Below are 19,347 nucleotides of genomic sequence, written 5' to 3' on the forward strand. Positions count from 1 at the left end.
TTGCGTAACTTTACTATTGCGCTTGATGCCATGGGGGGTGATTTTGGCCCCCATATTTCTTTACCTGCAAGCTATAAATCCTTACAACTCCATCCCAACTTATTCATCATAATTGTCGGTGATGAGCAGCAAATAAATCCCTTATTAAAAAAATATCATTTACTTGATCACGCTCGCGTTAAATTAGTGCATGCACCTGAAACCATATCAATGGAAGATGATCCTGTTTCAGTGTTACGTCATCGCTCACCCTCTTCAATGCTAATGGCACTACAATTAGTCGCTGATGGAGAAGCTGATGCATGTGTTAGTGCGGGAAATACTGGCGCATTAATGTTGCTTTCTAAGCATATATTAAAAACGCTTGAGGGGATTTCCAGACCAGCATTGGTTTCTGCTTTACCCAATAACCGTGGCGGACACAGTTATATGATGGATTTGGGGGCAAATTTACAATGTGGTTGTGATACTTTATTTAATTTTGCATTAATGGGAAGTGTGCTTTGCGAGAAGGTTGAACAAGTGAGTTCACCATCTATTTCCCTATTAAATGTAGGACGAGAAAGTAATAAAGGGAGCGATGAAATCAAACATTGCGCGAGTTTACTTAATGAAACTAAATATATTAATTATATCGGTTTTATTGAAGCAAATGAGCTGTTTGATAGCCCAGCGGATGTTGTAGTAACTGATGGATTTAGTGGCAATATCGCATTAAAAAGCTATGAAGGGATGGGACGCGTTTTTATAGCACAATTAAAAAAAGCCATGGATGCAACCTGGTATAGTCGTTTGCTTGGTAAGTTATTAAATCCATTGATAAAAAACCAATTAAAACATTTACATCCAGATCTGTATAATGGTGCCAGTTTGATAGGGTTACGTGGCATTGTTGTGAAAAGTCACGGTAGCGCAAATGTAGAAGCATTCACTTGTGCAATAGAACAAGCCATCAAAGAAATTCAATGGCAGATCCCAACGAGTATTAGCGAAAGGTTGGCATCTGTATTAGCAGAGCGAGATTGTTTATTACATGAATAGCAAAATTATAGGTACGGGTAGTTATTTACCAACAGCAGTACGCACCAATCAAGATTTAGAGAAGATGGTCGATACTAGTGATGAATGGATCACAGTACGCACCGGCATTAAAGAGCGTCGTATTGCAAGTGAACAAGAAACGATCGCGTTTATGGGCACAAAAGCTGGCGAGCAAGCGTTACAATCTGCTGGTTTAGCTGCAAGTGATTTGGATTTAATTGTTGTAGCGACAACAAGTAATCATAATGCCTTCCCTTCTGCTGCTTGTGAAGTTCAGAATCTATTGGGTATTTATGATATTCCTGCGTTTGACGTATCAGCCGCTTGTGCTGGTTTCACATACGCATTGAGTGTGGCAGATAATTTTATCAAATCAGGTAGCGCTAAGAATGTGCTAGTGATTGGTGCTGATGCATTAGCGGCAACCTGTGACCCAGAAGATCGCAGTACTATCATTTTGTTCGGTGATGGTGCCGGTGCCGTAGTGTTAACAGCAACTGAAGAAGTAGGTATTTTATCTACTCATATTAATGCCGATGGTCGTTTTGGTGACCTATTAAAGTTGCCTAATGTTGAACGTGGTAATGATCAAACATTAACTAATTCATACCTATCAATGGCTGGGAACGAAGTGTTTAAAGTAGCGGTGAAGAAACTGAGCCAAGTGGTGGTGGATACATTAGCTGCAAATAACATTGAGAAAGACAAGTTAGACTGGCTAGTTCCACATCAAGCCAATCAACGAATTATTGCTGCAACAGCTAAAAAACTAGGTATGTCTATGGATCAAGTTATTTTAACACTTGATAAACATGGTAATACCTCAGCTGCTTCAGTACCACTTGCCTTAGACGAAGGGGTAAAAAGTGGAAAAATTAAACCTGGCCAATTAGTGCTATTAGAAGCATTTGGTGGTGGTTTTACTTGGGGAAGTGCATTAGTTGTAATGTAACAACTGACACTCTTTAAAGTAACAATATAGACAAGCGATACATTGATGAGATCGTAAGAATAAATATTAGGAATTAAACATGACAAACTTTACATTTGCCTTTCCTGGCCAAGGTTCGCAAAGCTTAGGTATGCTCGTTGATTTAGCGGCAACTTACCCGGTTGTTGTTGATACATTTAAAGAAGCAAGTGAAGTACTAGGTTACGATCTTTGGGCGTTATGCCAAGATGGACCGGTAGAATCATTAAACCAAACTGATAAAACACAACCTGCTTTATTAGCTGCTTCTGTTGCTATTTGGCGTGTTTGGGCAGAGGTTGGTGGGGAAAAACCAACGACCATTGCTGGGCATAGTTTAGGTGAGTACTCAGCATTAGTATGTGCTGGTGTGATTGACTTTAAAGATGCACTTAAATTAGTTGAATTACGTGGCCAATTGATGCAACAAGCGGTTCCTGCAGGTGTTGGCGCAATGTATGCGATTATCGGTTTAGGTGATGCAGAAATTCAAGCGGCTTGTGAGCAAGCAGCGCAAGGAGAAGTGGTTTCTCCAGTAAACTTTAACTCACCAGGTCAAGTGGTTATTGCAGGTAACAAAGATGCCGTTGAGCGTGCTGGTGTGTTATGTAAAGAAGCAGGTGCTAAACGTGCCTTGCCATTACCAGTATCAGTACCTTCACATTGTGCATTAATGAAACCAGCTGCAGACCAGTTAGCTGTTGCATTACAAAACGTTACTTTTAATACGCCAAGTATTTCAGTCATTAATAATGTAGATGTTGCGATTGAAACAGATGCTGACAAAATTAAAGATGCGCTAGTGCGTCAACTATATTGTCCGGTTCGTTGGACTGATATAGTAGTTAAAATGGCTGAGCAAGGTATCGACTTACAAGTTGAAGCTGGCCCAGGTAAAGTATTAAGTGGTTTAGTTCGTCGTATCGACAAGAGCTTTACTGCACAAGCAATTAACGATACAGCAAGTTTAGCGGCTGCATTAGCTGCTGTTAAAGGAGAATAAGAATGAGTATGCAAGATCAAGTTGTTTTAGTAACAGGTGCAAGCCGTGGTATTGGCCGAGCAATTGCTGAAAGTTTTGTAGCATTAGGTGCAACTGTATTAGGAACAGCAACGAGCGAAAGTGGCGCTGCTGCAATCAGTGAATATTTAGGTGATGCTGGTAAAGGTTTTGTCTTAAACGTCACAGAAACAGAGTCTATTGAAGCATTATTTGCTGACATTAAGAAAGAGTTTGGTAGTGTGGATGTGTTAGTGAATAACGCAGGTATCACACGTGACAACCTATTGATGCGTATGAAAGATGCTGAGTGGGATGACATCATTGGCACTAACTTAACGCCTATCTTTAAATTGAGTAAAGCTGCACTTCGTCCAATGATGAAAAAGCGTGCTGGTCGCATTATTAATGTAGGTTCTGTAGTCGGTACAATGGGTAATGCTGGTCAAACTAACTATGCAGCTGCTAAAGCTGGTGTAATTGGTTTTACTAAATCATTAGCACGTGAAGTTGCAAGCCGTGGTATTACTGTTAATACAGTTGCACCTGGTTTCATTGAAACAGATATGACGAAAGCACTAAACGAAGAGCAACGCGCAGCTACTTTAGCAAATGTGCCTGCTGGTCGTTTAGGTGATCCAAAAGAGATTGCTGCTACTGTTGTATTTTTAGCCTCTGAAGGTGCTGCTTACATTAACGGTGAAACAATTCACGTTAATGGCGGCATGTACATGGTTTAATTTTTTGCCTAACTTTGTTGAGCAAATAAGCAATTAACTCAAAAAGATAGATATTCTATTAATTTATTGATTAAAATCTTAAAATACTGGTCTAACCAGTGATAGAATACTTGAATATTAAACGCGATAGAATAAACTACCGCAACTTAACGCAAATGCGTAATTACATAGGAAGATAAAAAATGAGCAATATCGAAGAACGCGTAAAGAACATCATCGTTGAGCAATTAGGTGTTCAACTAGACGAAGTTAAAAACGAAGCTTCTTTCGTTGACGATCTTGGTGCTGATTCACTAGACACAGTTGAGCTTGTAATGGCTCTAGAAGAAGAATTTGATACAGAGATCCCAGATGACGAAGCAGAGAAAATCACTACTGTTCAATCTGCGATTGATTACGTTGTTAACAACGGTTAATTTCTCACTATAAGTGTAGAAATATCTAAAGGCGGTCTTGTGACCGCCTTTTGTCTATTTAAACATTAATAATTTGACCTTAAATAATAGCTAAGTATTTTAAAACACCAATCATACAAATCCCGTGTTCTATATTCCTGGTTAAAGTGACTTGTTTTTTGTTGTAAGTTTAGTAAAAGAGACATCATTACATTAACTTACGTCACAAATTCAGCCATTTTTTCATCAGTGTCATATTAGAAACACGAAATTAATATACATTGGTATAAAAATTTTTAGTTATTATTTTTATAGCTTTATTTTAGGAGAGTCTAGTGTCAAAGCGTCGCGTTGTAGTAACCGGTTTAGGGATCATCTCACCAGTAGGTAATACGGTTGAGCAATCATGGCAGGCTATTCAATCTGGTCAAAGTGGGATTTCAAATATTGAACACTTTGATACTGAAAAGTTTTCCACTAAATTCGCTGGTCTAGTTAAAGACTTTAACGTCGAAGAGTATATGCCAAAGAAAGAAGCACGCAAAATGGATCTATTTATCCAATACGGTGTGGCCGCTTCTGAACAAGCATTACAAGATTCTGGCTTAGAAATTACAGAAGAAAATGCAGAGAGAATCGGTGTTGCAATCGGCTCTGGTATCGGTGGTCTAGGCATTATCGAACAAAACAAAGATAATTATAACAAAACAGGACCACGTAAAATCAGTCCTTTCTTTGTACCTGCAACTATTATCAATATGATCTCTGGTCATGTTTCAATCAACAAAGGCCTGAAAGGTCCAAACATCGCCGTAACAACTGCTTGTACTACAGGTACACACAGCATTGGTTTAGGTGCGCGTATGATCCAACATGGTGATGCGGATGTTATGTTTGTTGGTGGTGCAGAAAAAGCATCAACTGAAATGGGAATGGGGGGCTTCGGTGCTGCACGTGCACTTTCTACACGTAATGATTCACCAGAAACAGCCAGTCGCCCATGGGATGAATCTCGTGACGGTTTTGTATTAGGTGATGGTGCAGGCGTATTAATTATCGAAGAATATGAGCACGCGAAAGCACGTGGTGCAAAAATCTACGCTGAAATGGTTGGTTTTGGTATGAGTGGTGATGCTTACCACATGACGTCACCACCAGAAAGTGGTGCAGGTGCAGCATTATCAATGAAAAATGCAATCCGTGATGCAGGTATCGATGCTTCTGATATTCAGTACATCAATGCACATGGTACGTCTACACCAGCCGGTGACATTGCTGAAACTCAAGCTGTGAAAAGCATTTGGGGAGAGGCAGCAAATTCAGTGATGATGAGCTCAACTAAATCAATGACGGGCCACTTATTAGGTGCTGCTGGTGCAATCGAAGCTATCTTCAGTGTGCTAGCCCTGAAAGATCAAGTTGCTCCACCAACGATTAACCTTAAAAACCCAAGTGAAGGCTGTGATTTAGATTACGTAACAGACGGTAAGGCACGTCCTGCAAATATTGAATATGCACTGTCAAACTCATTTGGTTTTGGTGGCACTAACGGTACGTTAATTTTTAAACGTATCTAGTACTATTGCTAATGATATGAATCAGTCACTTGTAGTTGCTGATCTTAAAAACCCGATACGCAAGTTCGGGTTTTTTTATGTCCAAAAATTGTGTCCGCAAAAGGGATATTTCAATTTTAATAATAGCAATTATGGGTAGACATACAGCTAATGCTGCACTTTTTTGCAGAATTTATAATCTAAAATAATGTATTTTAGTAATCAATAATATTCCGCTATTTAGCGTGATGGGGATTATTTCCGATCTGCTATTTAGTGAACAAGGGATTATGCGTATAATCCTTTATTCAACTTTACATTGGATGAGTAACGTCATGTTAATTAACGGTATTGTCAGTCAAACTATTGATGCTGCTGATCGTGGTTTAGCTTATGGTGATGGGGTATTTTCTACCATCAAAATTGCACACGGTGAAGTAATTGATTGGTCATTGCATTTACAACGACTTAAAGATGGTGCAGTGCGTTTATTTTTCCCTGATATTGATTGGGAGTTGTTACAAACAGAAGTATTTAACAGTGCGCAATCAGTTGCTGCATACCCTCAACATGTATTAAAAGTGATGTTGACCAGAGGCAGTGGTGGTCGAGGCTATAGTGCAAGTGGCTGTGAGCAAGTGGTGCGGATTATCAGCTTGTCAGCTTTTCCCGAGCAGTATCTTACTTGGCAACAAACAGGCATCGCCATAGTACAGTGCCAGAGTCAATTAGGGCGCAACCAACAATTAGCTGGTTTAAAGTCCTTAGCACGATTAGAGCAAGTCTTTATCAAACAAGAACTACTTAAATTGAATGCTGTTGAAGGGTTAGTTTGCGATGAATTCGGCCATATCATCGAAGCCTGTAGCGCCAATGTTTTTATTTACCTAGCAGGTCAATGGATCACTCCAAAGCTTAATTATAGTGGTGTCGCTGGAGTGATGAGAGCCCGTATTTTACAGCTGCAAAATATCAATGTGATTGAGAAAGAGATCACCTTAGCAGACATTAATCAAGCAACATGCCTGTGTTTAACTAATGCGCTTATGGGCGTTGTTGCAGTCAAACAATATCAAGATAGACATTATTCAGTAGAGCAACTTAAACCTGTTACTGAATTACAAACATTGCTTAAGCAAGGAAGTTAATTTATATGATCAAGAAAGTTGGTTTAGCAGTCGCCTTATTCATTGTTATAGTAATCGCTATGATAGGTTGGGCAAAACAGCAAGTGGACACTTATTTAAGTACACCACGTGTAACTGAAACACAACTATTTACCTTGTCGGAGGGCAGCTACTTTTCGCATTTAGCACCACAATTAATGGAACAAGGATTATTAGACTCAGACCGTTGGTGGAAAGTAGTTGCGAAATTGTATCCTGAGTTAACACATATTAAATCAGGTACTTATCAATTTCCTAAAGAGGCATCTTTACAGCAAATCTTAACTATCTTAAACAGTGGGCGAGGCTATCAGTTTAAAGTGACCTTTGTTGAAGGTAGCACTTACAAGGATTGGCTAACCACATTAAGCAAAGCTGACAGAATCAAACCAATTGTAGAAGATGAACAAGCTATTTTAGCTAAGCTAGGCAGCACTTCACCTAAATTAGAAGGGTTACTTTTTCCTGAAACCTATCACTATTCTGCTGATATGAGTGCCTTTAGTATTATTAAAAAAGCGTACTTACATCAACAGGCGGTCGTTGAAAAATTATGGGCAGAAAGAGACAAAAACCTTCCCTATAAAACACCTTATGAAGCCTTGATTATGGCGTCAATCATTGAGAAAGAGAGTGGTTTAGCCAACGATAGAGACAAAATAGCCTCGGTGTTTGTTAATCGTTTAAAAATAGGTATGCGTTTACAAACAGATCCAACGGTTATCTATGGAATGGGGGAACGTTATGATGGACGTATCCGTAGTAAAGATTTACGAGAAAAAACAGCTTATAACACTTACACCATTACCGGATTACCACCGACACCAATTGCGATGCCAAGTGAAGAAGCGCTGTATGCCGCTTTGCACCCTGCAGATACAAAATACTTATATTTTGTGAGCAAAGGGGATGGTACCTCTTATTTCTCTAAAAACTTAAGAGAGCATAACAATGCAGTTAATAAATATATCCGAGGAAAATAAAATGTCAGCAATACAAAAACTAGCGGGTAAATTTATTGTTATTGAAGGATTAGAAGGTGCAGGTAAAAGTACTGCTATTCAATACATTCAAGATTGGTTAGAGCAACAAGGAGTCAATAAACAACATATTGAATTAACGCGTGAGCCTGGTGGCACTGTACTCGCTGAAAAGATGCGAGAAATAGTTAAAATGGATGTCGCAGATGAACAACTTGATGATAAAGCAGAATTATTGATCATGTATGCTGCTCGTGTACAACTGGTTGAACATAAAATTAAACCAGCACTGGCAGCAGATAAAGTGGTGATTGGTGATCGTCATAATTGGTCTTCTTTAGCTTATCAAGGCGGCGGTCGTGGCATCGACTTACAGTTAATTAATGACATTAAGCAAGTGGCTTTAGGTGACTTCAAGGCAGACTTTACCCTATTTTTAGATATTGAACCGGAATTAGGGTTAAGCCGAGCAAGAGGTCGCGGAGAGTTAGATCGTATCGAGCGATTAGCTATCGACTTCTTTAATCGCTCTCGAGCAGTGTTTCAGGAACTGACAGAGCAAGAAAAAAATGCCGTGAGTATCGATGCAAGTCAGGATTTTGAACAAGTAAAAGCTGCGATTCATCTGCAACTCGATAACTGGTTAGCGAGTTTATAAATGGCTACTACGCAAGTAACATCAGATATGGTTGAATCAAGTTTTGAACAAGTGTCAACGCCTTGGTTAACTCCTTTTTATCAGCAACTTCAGCAGACTTATTTGCAGGGGCGATTTGCCCATGGTTTGTTGTTTACGGGGAGTGCTGGTATTGGAAAGTACAAGTTAGCACAACAATTAGCACAATATCTGTTGTGTACTAACAAACAACATGATGATGCCTGCTTTGAATGCCATTCCTGCAAGCTATTTAGTGCTCATAATCACCTCGATTATCATTTGTTAGTGGCTGAAAAAAATAAATCTATCGGTATTGATCAAATTCGTTTATTGACTGAAAAACTCAATGAACGCCCACAGCTAGGCAACAATAAAGTCGTGCTAATTAAAGGAGCAGAACAGCTCACTGAAGCCGCAGCCAATGCATTATTAAAAACATTAGAAGAGCCGCAGGGTGATAGTTATCTGGTTTTGCTAGCAAGAACGCATCATCAATTAATGCCAACTTTATTAAGCCGATTGCAACAAACTCATTTGCATAGCCCGGATGACCAAAGCTTAATTAACTGGTTGTATGAACTGGGTTATCAAGTCAGTGATCTAGGTGTATTGCGTTGGTTTCAAAATAGTCCATTAGCTTTATTAAATCATTTAAAAGCATTACAGCAAGATGCAAGTCTAGATACACGTCGTCAATGTGTGGAAGGTGTGTTTAACATGCTGTATCAACCACAGCAGTTATTTAGCTTTTCACGCTTGTTAGCTAACGATGCAGAGCAAAATTTATTACTGCTTTTTCATCTATTACATGATATTCATAAATTAAAATTAAACACCGAACAACTTGATCAAGATGCTATCTATTACTTTGCATTGCCACAGTTACAACTTTGGCAAGCCCAATTAAGCTTTAAAAGTTTACGTATGTTAAGCCAAGAAATATTAAAAACACGAAGCTTATTAACCGAACACAACGCATTAAAGAAAGAGTTATTGATCAGCGCTCTGTTGATTAAAATAAAGAATGAATTTAAGGAAACGCACCATGTTAGTTGATTCTCACTGTCACCTTGATCGATTAGATTACACTAAAAAACACACGGGAATTGCCGATGTGATTGAAAAGGCACAAGCAAAAGGCATCAATCACCTATTAAGCGTTTGTGTCACGTTAGAAGATTATCCAGCGATGGCTGAAATGATTCAACCTTACGATCAAGTATCGAGTACTTGTGGCGTACATCCCTTGTACAAAGAAGCAGTGATGAATGAAGATTTGTTACTTGAATATGCAAGTGCTGAAAAAGTGATTGCCATTGGTGAAACAGGCTTAGATTATTTCTACTCGCCAGAGACAAAAGAGTGGCAAATAGATGCTTTCCGTAAACAGATTCGAGTTGCTAAAAAACTCAACAAACCTTTGATTATTCATACCCGTGGCGCTCGTGAAGATACTCTGAATATTCTTCGTGAAGAGGGGGCGGAACAAGTCGGTGGTATTTTACATTGCTTTACAGAGTCTATTGAAATGGCGCAGGAAGCAATGCAAATGGGGTTTTATATTTCAGTATCAGGCATTGTTACCTTCAAGAATGCTAAAGAGTTACAAGAAGTAATTAAAGCGGTACCGTTAGAACGTTTATTAGTGGAAACTGATTCGCCTTATTTAGCTCCTGTACCACATCGTGGTGAAGAAAATGAACCCGCATACACTTACAATGTGGCAGAGTTTGTTGCTGACTTAAAAGGTGTTTCATTTGCTGAACTAGCCGAAGCAACGACTAATAACTACTTCACCTTATTTAAAAATGCAAAACGTTAATTAATTAGGCGGTATTAGCCAAGGAGCTTTTATGCAAACAGTATTATTTAATGGACAACCCATTAGCCCTTCAAAAGTGGTCTGTATTGGACGTAATTATGTTGAGCATATTGCTGAACTCAATAATGAAGTTCCTACAGAACCAGTGATTTTTGTGAAGCCGAATTCTGCGATTAGTACTGACATGACGACCCATGCTGTTGATGCGATTCACTATGAATCTGAAATCTCACTATTGATCGACGATAATCAGTTTGTTGGTGTTGCTGTTGGATTAGATTTAACTAAGCGAGAAGTACAAAGTGTGCTTAAAAGCAAATCTTTACCTTGGGAGCGAGCTAAAGCTTTTGATGCCTCTGCTGTTTTTTCTGAGTTTGTGAGTTTTGATCAGCCGGTGGATTCCTTAAGCTTAGTTTTATCGATTAATGATCAAATCATTCAACAGGCAAACTACCAACTTATGATTTACAAACCTGCTGAAATTATTGCGGCAGTAAATGAATTTATGTCCTTTGAAAAGCATGATATTTTAATGACAGGCACACCAAAAGGTGTGGGTAAAATTAACCAAGGTGATAAATTCACTGGGCAGATTTTTTCTCAGGACACACTTTTAGTGTCGCAAAGCTGGACCGTCTCATAAGGTGCATTAAGCACTCATCCTATTAGGTACTGGAAATGCACAAAATAATTATGCATTTCCAGCCTTTTATCTGCCGCAAACACTTCTCAGCACTAGCCATATCTATTTGATCTGCGTAAAATTACAGCCATATTTTTTATCACTTGTATAAAGTAGAGTAAATTGAATGCAGCATCTAGATGAAATCGTTGCTAACGCGCAACAACAGATCGAAAACGCCGCAGATACTAATGAATTAGAAGAGATTCGTTTACAGTATCTGGGTAAAAAAGGCCTAATGACTGAGCAAATGAAAGGCTTAGGCAAATTACCACCTGCTGAGAAACCAGCTGCAGGTCAATTAATTAATAAAGCAAAACAAGCGATTCAAGCGGTATTAGTTGAACGTAAAAAAGGCATGGAAGAGGATATTTTAAATGCCAAACTAGCCTCAGAAACGATTGACGTAACGCTACCGGGTCGTGGTACAAAACAAGGTAATGTTCACCCTGTAACTCGTACTACTGATCGTATCGTTGAGTTCTTTAGTGAGTTAGGTTTTGAAGTAAAAGATGGTCCTGAAGTAGAAGATGGTTACCATAACTTTGATGCATTGAACATTCCACCTCATCATCCAGCGCGTGCTGATCATGATACTTTCTACTTCAACCCTGATTTAGTACTTCGTACACAAACTTCAGGTGTGCAAATCCGTACCATGGAAGCACAAAAGCCACCAGTGCGTATTATCTCTCCTGGACGTGTTTACCGTAATGATTACGACCAAACACATACACCAATGTTCCATCAAGTAGAAGGCTTGATGATTGCAGAAAACGTAAGCTTTACACAGCTTAAAGGTATTTTGCATGACTTTTTACATAACTTCTTCGAAGAAGATTTGGAAATTCGTTTCCGTCCATCTTACTTCCCATTCACAGAACCTTCTGCAGAAGTTGACGTGAAAGGTAAAAACGGTTGGTTAGAAGTATTAGGTTGCGGCATGGTTCACCCAAGCGTATTAAAATCAATGGGTGTAGATCCTGAGAAATACTCTGGTTTTGCCTTCGGCATGGGTATTGAGCGTTTAACAATGCTACGTTACAACGTTAACGATTTACGTTCATTCTTTGAAAACGATCTTCGTTTCCTCAAGCAATTCAAATAAGGGTTAATAATAATGAAATTTAGTGAAGCTTGGTTACGCGAGTGGGTTAACCCAGAAATTACACGTGATGAATTAACACATCAAATTACTATGGCAGGTCTTGAAGTTGATGATGTAGATCCTGTTGCCGGTGAGTTTACCAAAGTATTAGTCGGTGAAGTGGTTGAATGTGGTCAACACCCTGATGCTGATAAACTACAAGTGACTAAAATCAATATCGGTGAAGAAGAGTTAATCGATATTGTTTGTGGTGCTAAAAACTGTCGTTTAGGTTTAAAAGTAGCAGTCGCGGTTGTGGGTGCTGTTTTACCTGGTGACTTTAAAATTAAAAAAGCAAAACTGCGCGGCCAACCCTCTTTTGGCATGCTGTGTAGTGAATCTGAATTAGGCATGGCAGAAAGTGCAGAAGGTATCATTGAACTACCTTTAGATGCACCGATTGGTCAATGTGTTCGTGAATACTTACAACTAGATGACGTGATCATTGATGTTGATTTAACAGCAAATCGTGCAGATTGTTTAGGTATTGCAGGTCTTGCTCGTGAAGTGGCGGTATTAAATGGCATTGTAGCAACACAACCAACTTGGGAAAATGTGGTTGTTTCAATTGATGACCAAGTGGCTATCAACTTACAAGCGCCAGAAGCTTGCCCTCGTTACCTTGGACGTGTGATCAAAGGTATTAATCAAAATGCAACAACGCCATTATGGATGGTTGAAAAACTTCGCCGTTGTGGTGTGCGCAGTGTTGATGCAGTCGTGGATATTACTCAGTATGTATTACTTGAGCTAGGTCATCCGATGCATGCCTTTGATTTATCAAAACTAGAAGGCGGTATTGAAGTTCGTTTAGCTAACCAAGATGAAGAGCTTACATTATTAGATGGCAAAGAAGTTAAATTAAATGCAGACACATTAGTGATTGCAGACCAATCAAAAGCCTTAGCAATGGCAGGGATTTTTGGTGGTCAAGATTCTGGTGTACAAGAAGGTTCAACAGATATCTTCTTAGAAAGTGCTTTCTTTGCTCCATTAGCTATTGCAGGCCGTGCACGTAGCTATGGTCTACATACAGATGCTTCTCATCGTTACGAACGTGGTGTTGATCCACTGTTACAAGTAACTGCGATGGAACGTGCAACTCAGTTATTAGTTGAAATTTGTGGCGGTCAAGTTGGCCCAATCACAGAAGCTGTGAGCGAAGCAAATTTACCAAAACAAGCAACCATTGAATTACGTCGTAGCAAACTAGATCGTTTAATCGGTATTTCAATTGATGCAGAACGTGTTCAACAAATTCTGACTCAACTAGGTTGTGAAGTAACTGAAACCGCTGAAGGTTGGTCTGCAGTTGCACCAAGTTACCGTTTCGATATGGAAATTGAAGAAGACTTAATCGAAGAAGTTGCTCGTGTATTTGGTTACAACAACATCCCAAATATCGCACCTCAAGCTGCATTAACTATGCCAGCTCACAATGAGTCACGTTTAAAATTATCTAAAATTCGTGATGTATTAGTGAACCGTGAATACCAAGAAGCTATCACATACAGCTTTGTTGACCCTGATAAGCAACTTAAATTACACCCAGAAGCTGATGCACTTATTTTACCGCATCCAATCTCTAAAGATATGTCAGCAATGCGTGTTAGCTTATGGACTGGTTTATTAGAAAGTGTATCTAAAAATCAAAAACGTCAACAGAACCGTGTTCGTTTATTCGAAACGGGTTTACGTTTCATCAAAGATGAACAAGCTGAAAATGGTATTCGTCAACAGGCTATGTTATCAGGTGTGATTATCGGTAATGTTAGCGATGAACATTGGTCAATGGAAACTCGTGCCGCAGACTTCTTTGATCTTAAAGCTGATTTAGAAGCAGTATTAGATTTAACGGTTGATGATGCTAGTTTTGAGTTTAAAGCAGAAAAACACAGTGCATTGCACCCAGGACAATCAGCAGGTATCTACCGAAATGGTGTAAATGTTGGTTATATCGGTAGCCTACACCCAAGTTTGAAGAAACCTTTTGCATTAAATGGTCAAGCTATTGTTTTTGAAATAGAAGTTGATAGTATATTAACTAGACAACTACCTCAAGCTGGTGATATTTCTAAGTTCCCTGCGAACAGCCGAGATCTTGCTTTTGTTGTAGATGAACAAGTAAATGCAGGTAAGGTCCTAAAATTTATAGAAAAAATTGGCGGTTCTGAGCTAGTTAGCATAAACTTGTTTGACGTATACCAAGGTCAAGGCGTTGAAGAAGGTAAAAAAAGCTTAGCAATAGGCTTAATATTACAAGATTCTACACGTACTTTGGAAGAACAAGAGATTGCTGACAGCGTTAGCTCGATAGTTGAAGCGGTTTCTACGGAGTTTAATGCATCTTTGAGAGATTAATTTTATGGCACTGACAAAAGCTGAAATAGCAGCACACTTATCGGAAGAAATTGGATTAAGCAAACGAGAAGCAAAAGAGTTTGTAGAATCTTTCTTTGAAGAAATTAAATCAACGCTTGAATCTGGCTCGCCAGTTAAAATTTCTGGCTTTGGTGGTTTTGAGCTTAAAGACAAAGGCGAGCGACCTGGTCGTAACCCTAAAACGGGAGAAGATATCCCGATTGAAGCTCGAAGAGTTGTTACCTTTAAAGCGGGTCAGAAGCTGAAAGAGTTAGTGGAAACTAGCTTATCAGACAAACCTAACAAATAATTAATCAGCGTTTTTGCTATTAATCATTAATCTAGGGTTAGCCAATATACTATCTAGAAAAGTCGCTCTGCGGCTTTTTTTTTGCCTAAAATTTGGCTCGCTTAAATATGTGATTGGTATTACATGAGTTCAGACACACATTTGTCATGCTGTTCAGATTACAATGTTGTGCATAAAATGAATGCTAACTTTATGTACTTTCAACTTCCTTAACCAATTAGGACCGAAGATTTGAGTGACTATAAAAAAATTGTGGTATTAACCGGAGCTGGTATTTCTGCAGAGTCTGGTATTGATACATTTCGTACTAAAGATGGCTTATGGGAAAGGTACAAACTAGAGGATGTAGCGACACCCGAAGGGTATCAGCGTGATCCAGAATTAGTCTTAGATTTTTATAATCAACGCCGAAAGCAATTTTGTTCGGGTATTAACCTACCTAATGCTGCTCATCATGCATTGGTTGAGTTAGAACAAAAGTTTGATGGTGACTTTCTCTTAGTGACACAAAATATTGATAATTTACATGAGCAAGCGGGTTCGAAAAATGTGTTACACATGCATGGGGAATTATTAAAAGCGCGTTGCCCTGGCTCTAATCAATTGGTGCAGTGGCTGGGAGATTTAAACAGTGATGACTTGTGTACTTGTTGCCAGTATCCAGTTCCCTTACGCCCACATATTGTCTGGTTTGGTGAAATGCCGATTGGCTTGGATAAAATCTATCATCATTTATCTGAAGCAGACCTGTTTATTGCGATTGGGACTTCCGGCACTGTTTATCCTGCAGCAGGCTTTGTGGAAGAAGCAAAAAGTAGTGGGGCAGAGTCCATTGAGATTAACCTTGAAGTCAGCGAAGTACATAGTCATTTTGATCAAGTTATACAAGGTAAAGCAACGCAGTTGGTGCCTGAATTAGTTAAACAAATTTTAAGCTAAGCACTAAGTCTTGGTTGTTTTGTTTTCAATCTAAATCGTCTTAGCTAAGTATGAATAAACTTGAAATGCTATCAGAACCCCCTACAATGACGGGCTGCTGAACAGCTGTTATTTCATTTAGGGAAGTTACTAGGTTATGAGTTCAAAATATTTTGTATTGGGCGGTGATATTAAAAAATCGTTGGCCGAAGGGTATCATTTAGATTTAAAAAAATTGTTAAGCGATGGTTTTAAAATCACTCGCAAACATTTTCTGCCGCTTGTCTCTGCATGTCTTTTTATCATGTTAGCGTCTTTCTCCTTATTAAGTCTATTCATTGATACTGAAACGTCACTAACCGATCCTAAAGTGATTGGTTTATTTTTTGTATTTGCATTACTGATTGCACCTCCAATAATGACAGGGCTTATTATGATGGGCGTTCATCATTCTGTGGGGCTTAAAACCAACTCTTTCCATCTTTTTCATTACTTTAAAATGATATTGAAATTGTCACTGGCAGCGATGATGGTTAATTTAATGACTAATGCTGTGAGTATGGTGTTTGGACAAATATTTGGCAGTGCAGGATTTGTATTGTCTGTACTTGTTTTACTGTATTTGAAAATGTCATTCTGCTTGGTTTATCCATTGATTGCGGAAAAGAAAGCCTCGCCTGTAATGGCCTTAAAATTGTCTTTTAAATTAGTGCATAAAAACATTAGCCAGTTTACACAATTATTAGTTATTTTCTGTTTACTGTTTCTCTTTGGTTTAATCACTTCTGGCATCGGTTTACTGTTTGTTATTCCTTACTGCATCAACGTATTAGGTATTGTTTATCGTCAAATCTGTGGTGTGAGCATTGCGGTAACAGAAACAGATGATCAAGATTCCGACTCAGGACCAGACTCAGATTCAGGTTCTCGCCATGGTGGCTTTGAAGCTTAACTTGAGCATCCCTCAGTAAGAGCAGAGGAACCTCTGCTCTTACTTGTATATTTCCTCCCAGTATTTTAATGCCTATCAACCCATTCCTGTAAAACCTTTTGCATTGCTTATCCTCTGCTATAAAACATCAATGATTAGGCTTAAAAGTTTAATTGGTTAAAACTAACTAAGTCATTGATTAAATCTATCTAAATAATCTAAAAATTGGTGAACTTAATCTAAGAGATCTCCGTATCACTTATTAAAGGCTGAAAGAGTGAATAATTGTGATAAATATCAAATTTTATTGGCGTTATTAAACACATTCTGCTTAGATGAACACACACTAAAAAATAAAAATGTTGTAGGAGTTATTTTTGAAATTCACGGATAAAAAAGCAATCCTGTTTGATCTAGATGGTACTTTAATTGATAGCGCGCCAGATTTAGCATTAGCCATTAATCACATGCTAACCAGTATCGGTCGAGAAGAGATTGAACCTGTTATCATCCGCTCTTGGGTAGGTAATGGAGCTAGCATTTTAGTACAACGTGGTTTATCTGGGCAAACAGAGATTGACCCAGATTTAGATCCTGTATTATTAGAAAAGTCTTTAGCCATTTTCTTAGACTTTTACGCTAAAAATCTTTGCGTTGATACAGTGACATATCCTAATGTGGTTTCATCGCTTCACGCATTGAAAGACAAGGGCTACCAACTTGCGATTGTGACCAATAAACCTTATGACTTTATACAGCCAATTTTAGATGGTTTATCACTGAACGGCTTATTTTCGCTGTTAGTTGGCGGAGATACCTTAGAGAAACGGAAACCTGATCCACTGCCTTTACACTTTGCTTGTGAAAAACTAGGCGTAAAAGCGGAACAGTGTGTGATGGTAGGTGATTCTAAAAACGATATTTTAGCCGCTAATGCAGCGAACATGCAGAGCATTGGTTTAACCTACGGTTATAACTACGGCGAAGATATTAACGAGCATGGGCCTGATGTTAGCTTTGATGATTTTGCAAATATCATTGCGACACTTTAGGACGCTAATCAATCAATGTTAACTGATTAGTTTCCCTCTTTTTACGCAAATATGAACGGTTTAATAGTGACTAGAAGCGATATGTCTGATAAAAAAATTGCAGTTATAGGTGGTGGAATCGCAGGAGCATCCATTGCCCTGTACTTGAGTGAAATTGGGTTAAAAGTAGATTTATTTGAAAAGGGCACAAGTCTAGTTAATGGACCTCCAATTTGCCACTTACATGCTGGTGGCAATCTGTATAGAGAGATTCCTGACGAGCAATGCGTGACTTTATTAGAAGAGTCTATTGAAGCATTACGTTTGTACCCCGATTCTATTGATTACCGACCAACGGTCATCGCAGTGCCAAAACATGACCCAGGGCAACCATTGGATCTGTTACCACGTTTAACGTTATTACAAGATGAATATCAAAAGTTAATTGATAAAGATAGTAATAATAAAGTGCTAGGTGAAGTAAATGATTATTATCGTTTAGTTGAATTAGAAGAGTTACAGCACTTAGCCACTTTAGATGAGCAAAAAGTGCCAAGCACATCTGAGGAATGGTTAATTCCCTTTGCTAAGCATACCGATCTATCTTTACTTAAGTTCCCTGTGGTTCTGGTACAAGAGTTCGGTTGGAATGTATTCCGCTTAGGTGCAACGGCTGCGTTATCTTTAGAGAAAAATGCTAATTGTCAGATTCATCTCAATAGCAAGGTAACCAAACTATCTCAACAACAGCCGGAAAAATGGCAGTTAAACTATGTTGAAGATGATGTGGAAGGTGAGCATGAATTTGATTATGTGATCAATGCTGCTGGTTTTAGAACGGGTGAAATTGATGACTTAGCAGGATTTCATCGAGATCGTTTAGTAGAGTTTAAAGCTGCTTACGTTACGCATTGGGAAGGTACAGGTGGTTTCTGGCCTGAAGTAATTTTTCATGGCACACGCGGTACACCTCAGGGGATGGCTCAATTTACCCCATACCCAGGTAATCTAGTACAATTGCACGGTATGACCGAGGATATTACCTTATTTAAAGATGGTTTAGTCGAAAATACTGAAAACAGCTCTCAGCCGCAATTAGATGCTAAATTTTTGAGAAAAATAGATAAAGGGTGGTTGGAGCAAGAGATCGCTGCAAGAGGGCAGTTGTCGATAGATTTCCTATCGCAGTATATCCCTGCCTTTAAAGATGCTAGCGTTGCTGGTAAACCTTTATTTGGTGCGCAGCAAATACCAGGTGATGATTCAACGTTACGTACTGCAGGTATCTCTTTTGAAAGTAACCATTATGCGCGTTGTGAAATAGTGAAAGCTTCTTCAGTATTAACTTGTGCTGATGCATTAACAGAAAAGTTAGCTGAACTAGGGTTTGTGGATAGAGAAAAAGTAGGTGCAAGATTGTTCCCAATCACTGACTCGATTGACGACCAAGCAATTACTGAACGTTCAGAGCTGTATACGCAACAACGTGGTTATCCTATTGCCTTAGCTTATCGTAATATTAAACAGGATTAAGTTGCTTACGCTGGCTAACCTGAGCTTAGAGCAATAAGTGAGATTACTTATTCAGCTTAAATAAAAAATCCCATGACTTAACAGACCATGGGATTTTTTAGTTTCT

General features: G+C 38.8%; 19 protein-coding genes. All 19 read left to right on the plus strand.

What is annotated here, in order from left to right; genetic code table 11:
• The 19 genes from plsX (at position 1) to AC0L3W_RS02910 (ending at position 19,241) form a co-directional block, all read left to right on the plus strand.
• Positions 1-1,041 carry a phosphate acyltransferase PlsX gene (plsX, locus tag AC0L3W_RS02820; RefSeq protein WP_290038454.1) on the plus strand — a complete coding sequence of 347 codons (1,041 nt, stop codon included), beginning with the start codon at positions 1-3 and terminating at the stop codon, positions 1,039-1,041.
• On the plus strand, positions 1,034-1,993 hold the full coding sequence (locus tag AC0L3W_RS02825; protein ID WP_290038452.1) for a beta-ketoacyl-ACP synthase III: 960 nt from the start codon (positions 1,034-1,036) through the stop codon (positions 1,991-1,993). The genes plsX and AC0L3W_RS02825 overlap by 8 nt, the downstream gene beginning before the upstream one ends.
• A 79-nt stretch (positions 1,994-2,072) precedes the next feature.
• Entirely contained in the window at positions 2,073-3,014 is a 942-nt protein-coding gene (gene fabD / locus AC0L3W_RS02830; RefSeq protein WP_409439720.1) for an ACP S-malonyltransferase, read from the plus strand.
• A gap of 2 nt (positions 3,015-3,016) precedes the next feature.
• Positions 3,017-3,751, plus strand: coding sequence for a 3-oxoacyl-ACP reductase FabG (gene fabG, locus AC0L3W_RS02835; RefSeq protein ID WP_290038448.1), 735 nt, complete (start codon positions 3,017-3,019; stop codon positions 3,749-3,751).
• 182 nt (positions 3,752-3,933) lie between these two features.
• Positions 3,934-4,167, plus strand: coding sequence for an acyl carrier protein (gene acpP / locus AC0L3W_RS02840; protein WP_025562459.1), 234 nt, complete (start codon positions 3,934-3,936; stop codon positions 4,165-4,167).
• Positions 4,168-4,481: 314 nt separating this feature from the next.
• On the plus strand, positions 4,482-5,723 hold the full coding sequence (gene fabF / locus AC0L3W_RS02845) for a beta-ketoacyl-ACP synthase II (protein WP_290038445.1): 1,242 nt from the start codon (positions 4,482-4,484) through the stop codon (positions 5,721-5,723).
• 269 nt (positions 5,724-5,992) lie between these two features.
• Entirely contained in the window at positions 5,993-6,850 is an 858-nt protein-coding gene (pabC, locus tag AC0L3W_RS02850; RefSeq protein ID WP_409439719.1) for an aminodeoxychorismate lyase, read from the plus strand.
• A 5-nt stretch (positions 6,851-6,855) separates the two neighbouring features.
• On the plus strand, positions 6,856-7,851 hold the full coding sequence (gene mltG, locus AC0L3W_RS02855; RefSeq protein WP_290038443.1) for an endolytic transglycosylase MltG: 996 nt from the start codon (positions 6,856-6,858) through the stop codon (positions 7,849-7,851).
• A gap of 1 nt (position 7,852) precedes the next feature.
• Complete coding sequence (gene tmk, locus AC0L3W_RS02860; RefSeq protein WP_409439718.1) at positions 7,853-8,506, plus strand: dTMP kinase; 654 nt, start codon at positions 7,853-7,855, stop codon at positions 8,504-8,506.
• A complete protein-coding gene (gene holB, locus AC0L3W_RS02865) occupies positions 8,507-9,562 on the plus strand; it encodes a DNA polymerase III subunit delta' (RefSeq protein ID WP_290038441.1) in 1,056 nt (351 codons plus the stop codon).
• Positions 9,552-10,328: a TatD family hydrolase gene (locus AC0L3W_RS02870; protein ID WP_290038439.1), complete on the plus strand. Its 777-nt coding sequence runs from the start codon at positions 9,552-9,554 to the stop codon at positions 10,326-10,328. The genes holB and AC0L3W_RS02870 overlap by 11 nt, the downstream gene beginning before the upstream one ends.
• Positions 10,329-10,359: 31 nt before the next feature.
• Entirely contained in the window at positions 10,360-10,971 is a 612-nt protein-coding gene (locus AC0L3W_RS02875; protein WP_409439717.1) for a fumarylacetoacetate hydrolase family protein, read from the plus strand.
• A 166-nt stretch (positions 10,972-11,137) separates the two neighbouring features.
• On the plus strand, positions 11,138-12,118 hold the full coding sequence (pheS, locus tag AC0L3W_RS02880; protein WP_290038437.1) for a phenylalanine--tRNA ligase subunit alpha: 981 nt from the start codon (positions 11,138-11,140) through the stop codon (positions 12,116-12,118).
• A 12-nt stretch (positions 12,119-12,130) separates the two neighbouring features.
• Positions 12,131-14,518 carry a phenylalanine--tRNA ligase subunit beta gene (pheT, locus tag AC0L3W_RS02885; RefSeq protein WP_290038436.1) on the plus strand — a complete coding sequence of 796 codons (2,388 nt, stop codon included), beginning with the start codon at positions 12,131-12,133 and terminating at the stop codon, positions 14,516-14,518.
• Between the two features lie 4 nt (positions 14,519-14,522).
• A complete protein-coding gene (locus AC0L3W_RS02890) occupies positions 14,523-14,828 on the plus strand; it encodes an integration host factor subunit alpha (protein ID WP_113820660.1) in 306 nt (101 codons plus the stop codon).
• A 231-nt stretch (positions 14,829-15,059) separates the two neighbouring features.
• Positions 15,060-15,767: a Sir2 family NAD+-dependent deacetylase gene (cobB, locus tag AC0L3W_RS02895; RefSeq protein WP_290038432.1), complete on the plus strand. Its 708-nt coding sequence runs from the start codon at positions 15,060-15,062 to the stop codon at positions 15,765-15,767.
• Between the two features lie 136 nt (positions 15,768-15,903).
• Positions 15,904-16,698, plus strand: coding sequence for a hypothetical protein (locus tag AC0L3W_RS02900; RefSeq protein ID WP_290038431.1), 795 nt, complete (start codon positions 15,904-15,906; stop codon positions 16,696-16,698).
• Between the two features lie 356 nt (positions 16,699-17,054).
• Positions 17,055-17,729, plus strand: a complete 675-nt coding sequence (locus AC0L3W_RS02905; protein WP_409439716.1) for a phosphoglycolate phosphatase — start codon at positions 17,055-17,057, stop codon at positions 17,727-17,729.
• Between the two features lie 81 nt (positions 17,730-17,810).
• Positions 17,811-19,241, plus strand: a complete 1,431-nt coding sequence (locus AC0L3W_RS02910; protein WP_290038429.1) for an FAD-dependent oxidoreductase — start codon at positions 17,811-17,813, stop codon at positions 19,239-19,241.
• The last annotated feature ends 106 nt before the right edge of the window (positions 19,242-19,347 follow it).

The sequence above is a fragment of the Psychromonas sp. KJ10-5 genome (assembly GCF_055808325.1).

Coding starts and splice junctions, on each gene's coding strand:
- pheS (WP_290038437.1), top strand. CDS start 11,138: ATGCAGCATCTAGATGAAATCGTTGCTAACGCGCAACAACAGATCGAA.
- holB (WP_290038441.1), top strand. CDS start 8,507: ATGGCTACTACGCAAGTAACATCAGATATGGTTGAATCAAGTTTTGAA.
- AC0L3W_RS02900 (WP_290038431.1), top strand. CDS start 15,904: ATGAGTTCAAAATATTTTGTATTGGGCGGTGATATTAAAAAATCGTTG.
- AC0L3W_RS02890 (WP_113820660.1), top strand. CDS start 14,523: ATGGCACTGACAAAAGCTGAAATAGCAGCACACTTATCGGAAGAAATT.
- tmk (WP_409439718.1), top strand. CDS start 7,853: ATGTCAGCAATACAAAAACTAGCGGGTAAATTTATTGTTATTGAAGGA.
- AC0L3W_RS02910 (WP_290038429.1), top strand. CDS start 17,811: ATGTCTGATAAAAAAATTGCAGTTATAGGTGGTGGAATCGCAGGAGCA.
- AC0L3W_RS02825 (WP_290038452.1), top strand. CDS start 1,034: ATGAATAGCAAAATTATAGGTACGGGTAGTTATTTACCAACAGCAGTA.
- AC0L3W_RS02875 (WP_409439717.1), top strand. CDS start 10,360: ATGCAAACAGTATTATTTAATGGACAACCCATTAGCCCTTCAAAAGTG.
- acpP (WP_025562459.1), top strand. CDS start 3,934: ATGAGCAATATCGAAGAACGCGTAAAGAACATCATCGTTGAGCAATTA.
- fabD (WP_409439720.1), top strand. CDS start 2,073: ATGACAAACTTTACATTTGCCTTTCCTGGCCAAGGTTCGCAAAGCTTA.
- pabC (WP_409439719.1), top strand. CDS start 5,993: ATGCGTATAATCCTTTATTCAACTTTACATTGGATGAGTAACGTCATG.
- pheT (WP_290038436.1), top strand. CDS start 12,131: ATGAAATTTAGTGAAGCTTGGTTACGCGAGTGGGTTAACCCAGAAATT.
- AC0L3W_RS02870 (WP_290038439.1), top strand. CDS start 9,552: ATGTTAGTTGATTCTCACTGTCACCTTGATCGATTAGATTACACTAAA.
- fabG (WP_290038448.1), top strand. CDS start 3,017: ATGAGTATGCAAGATCAAGTTGTTTTAGTAACAGGTGCAAGCCGTGGT.
- mltG (WP_290038443.1), top strand. CDS start 6,856: ATGATCAAGAAAGTTGGTTTAGCAGTCGCCTTATTCATTGTTATAGTA.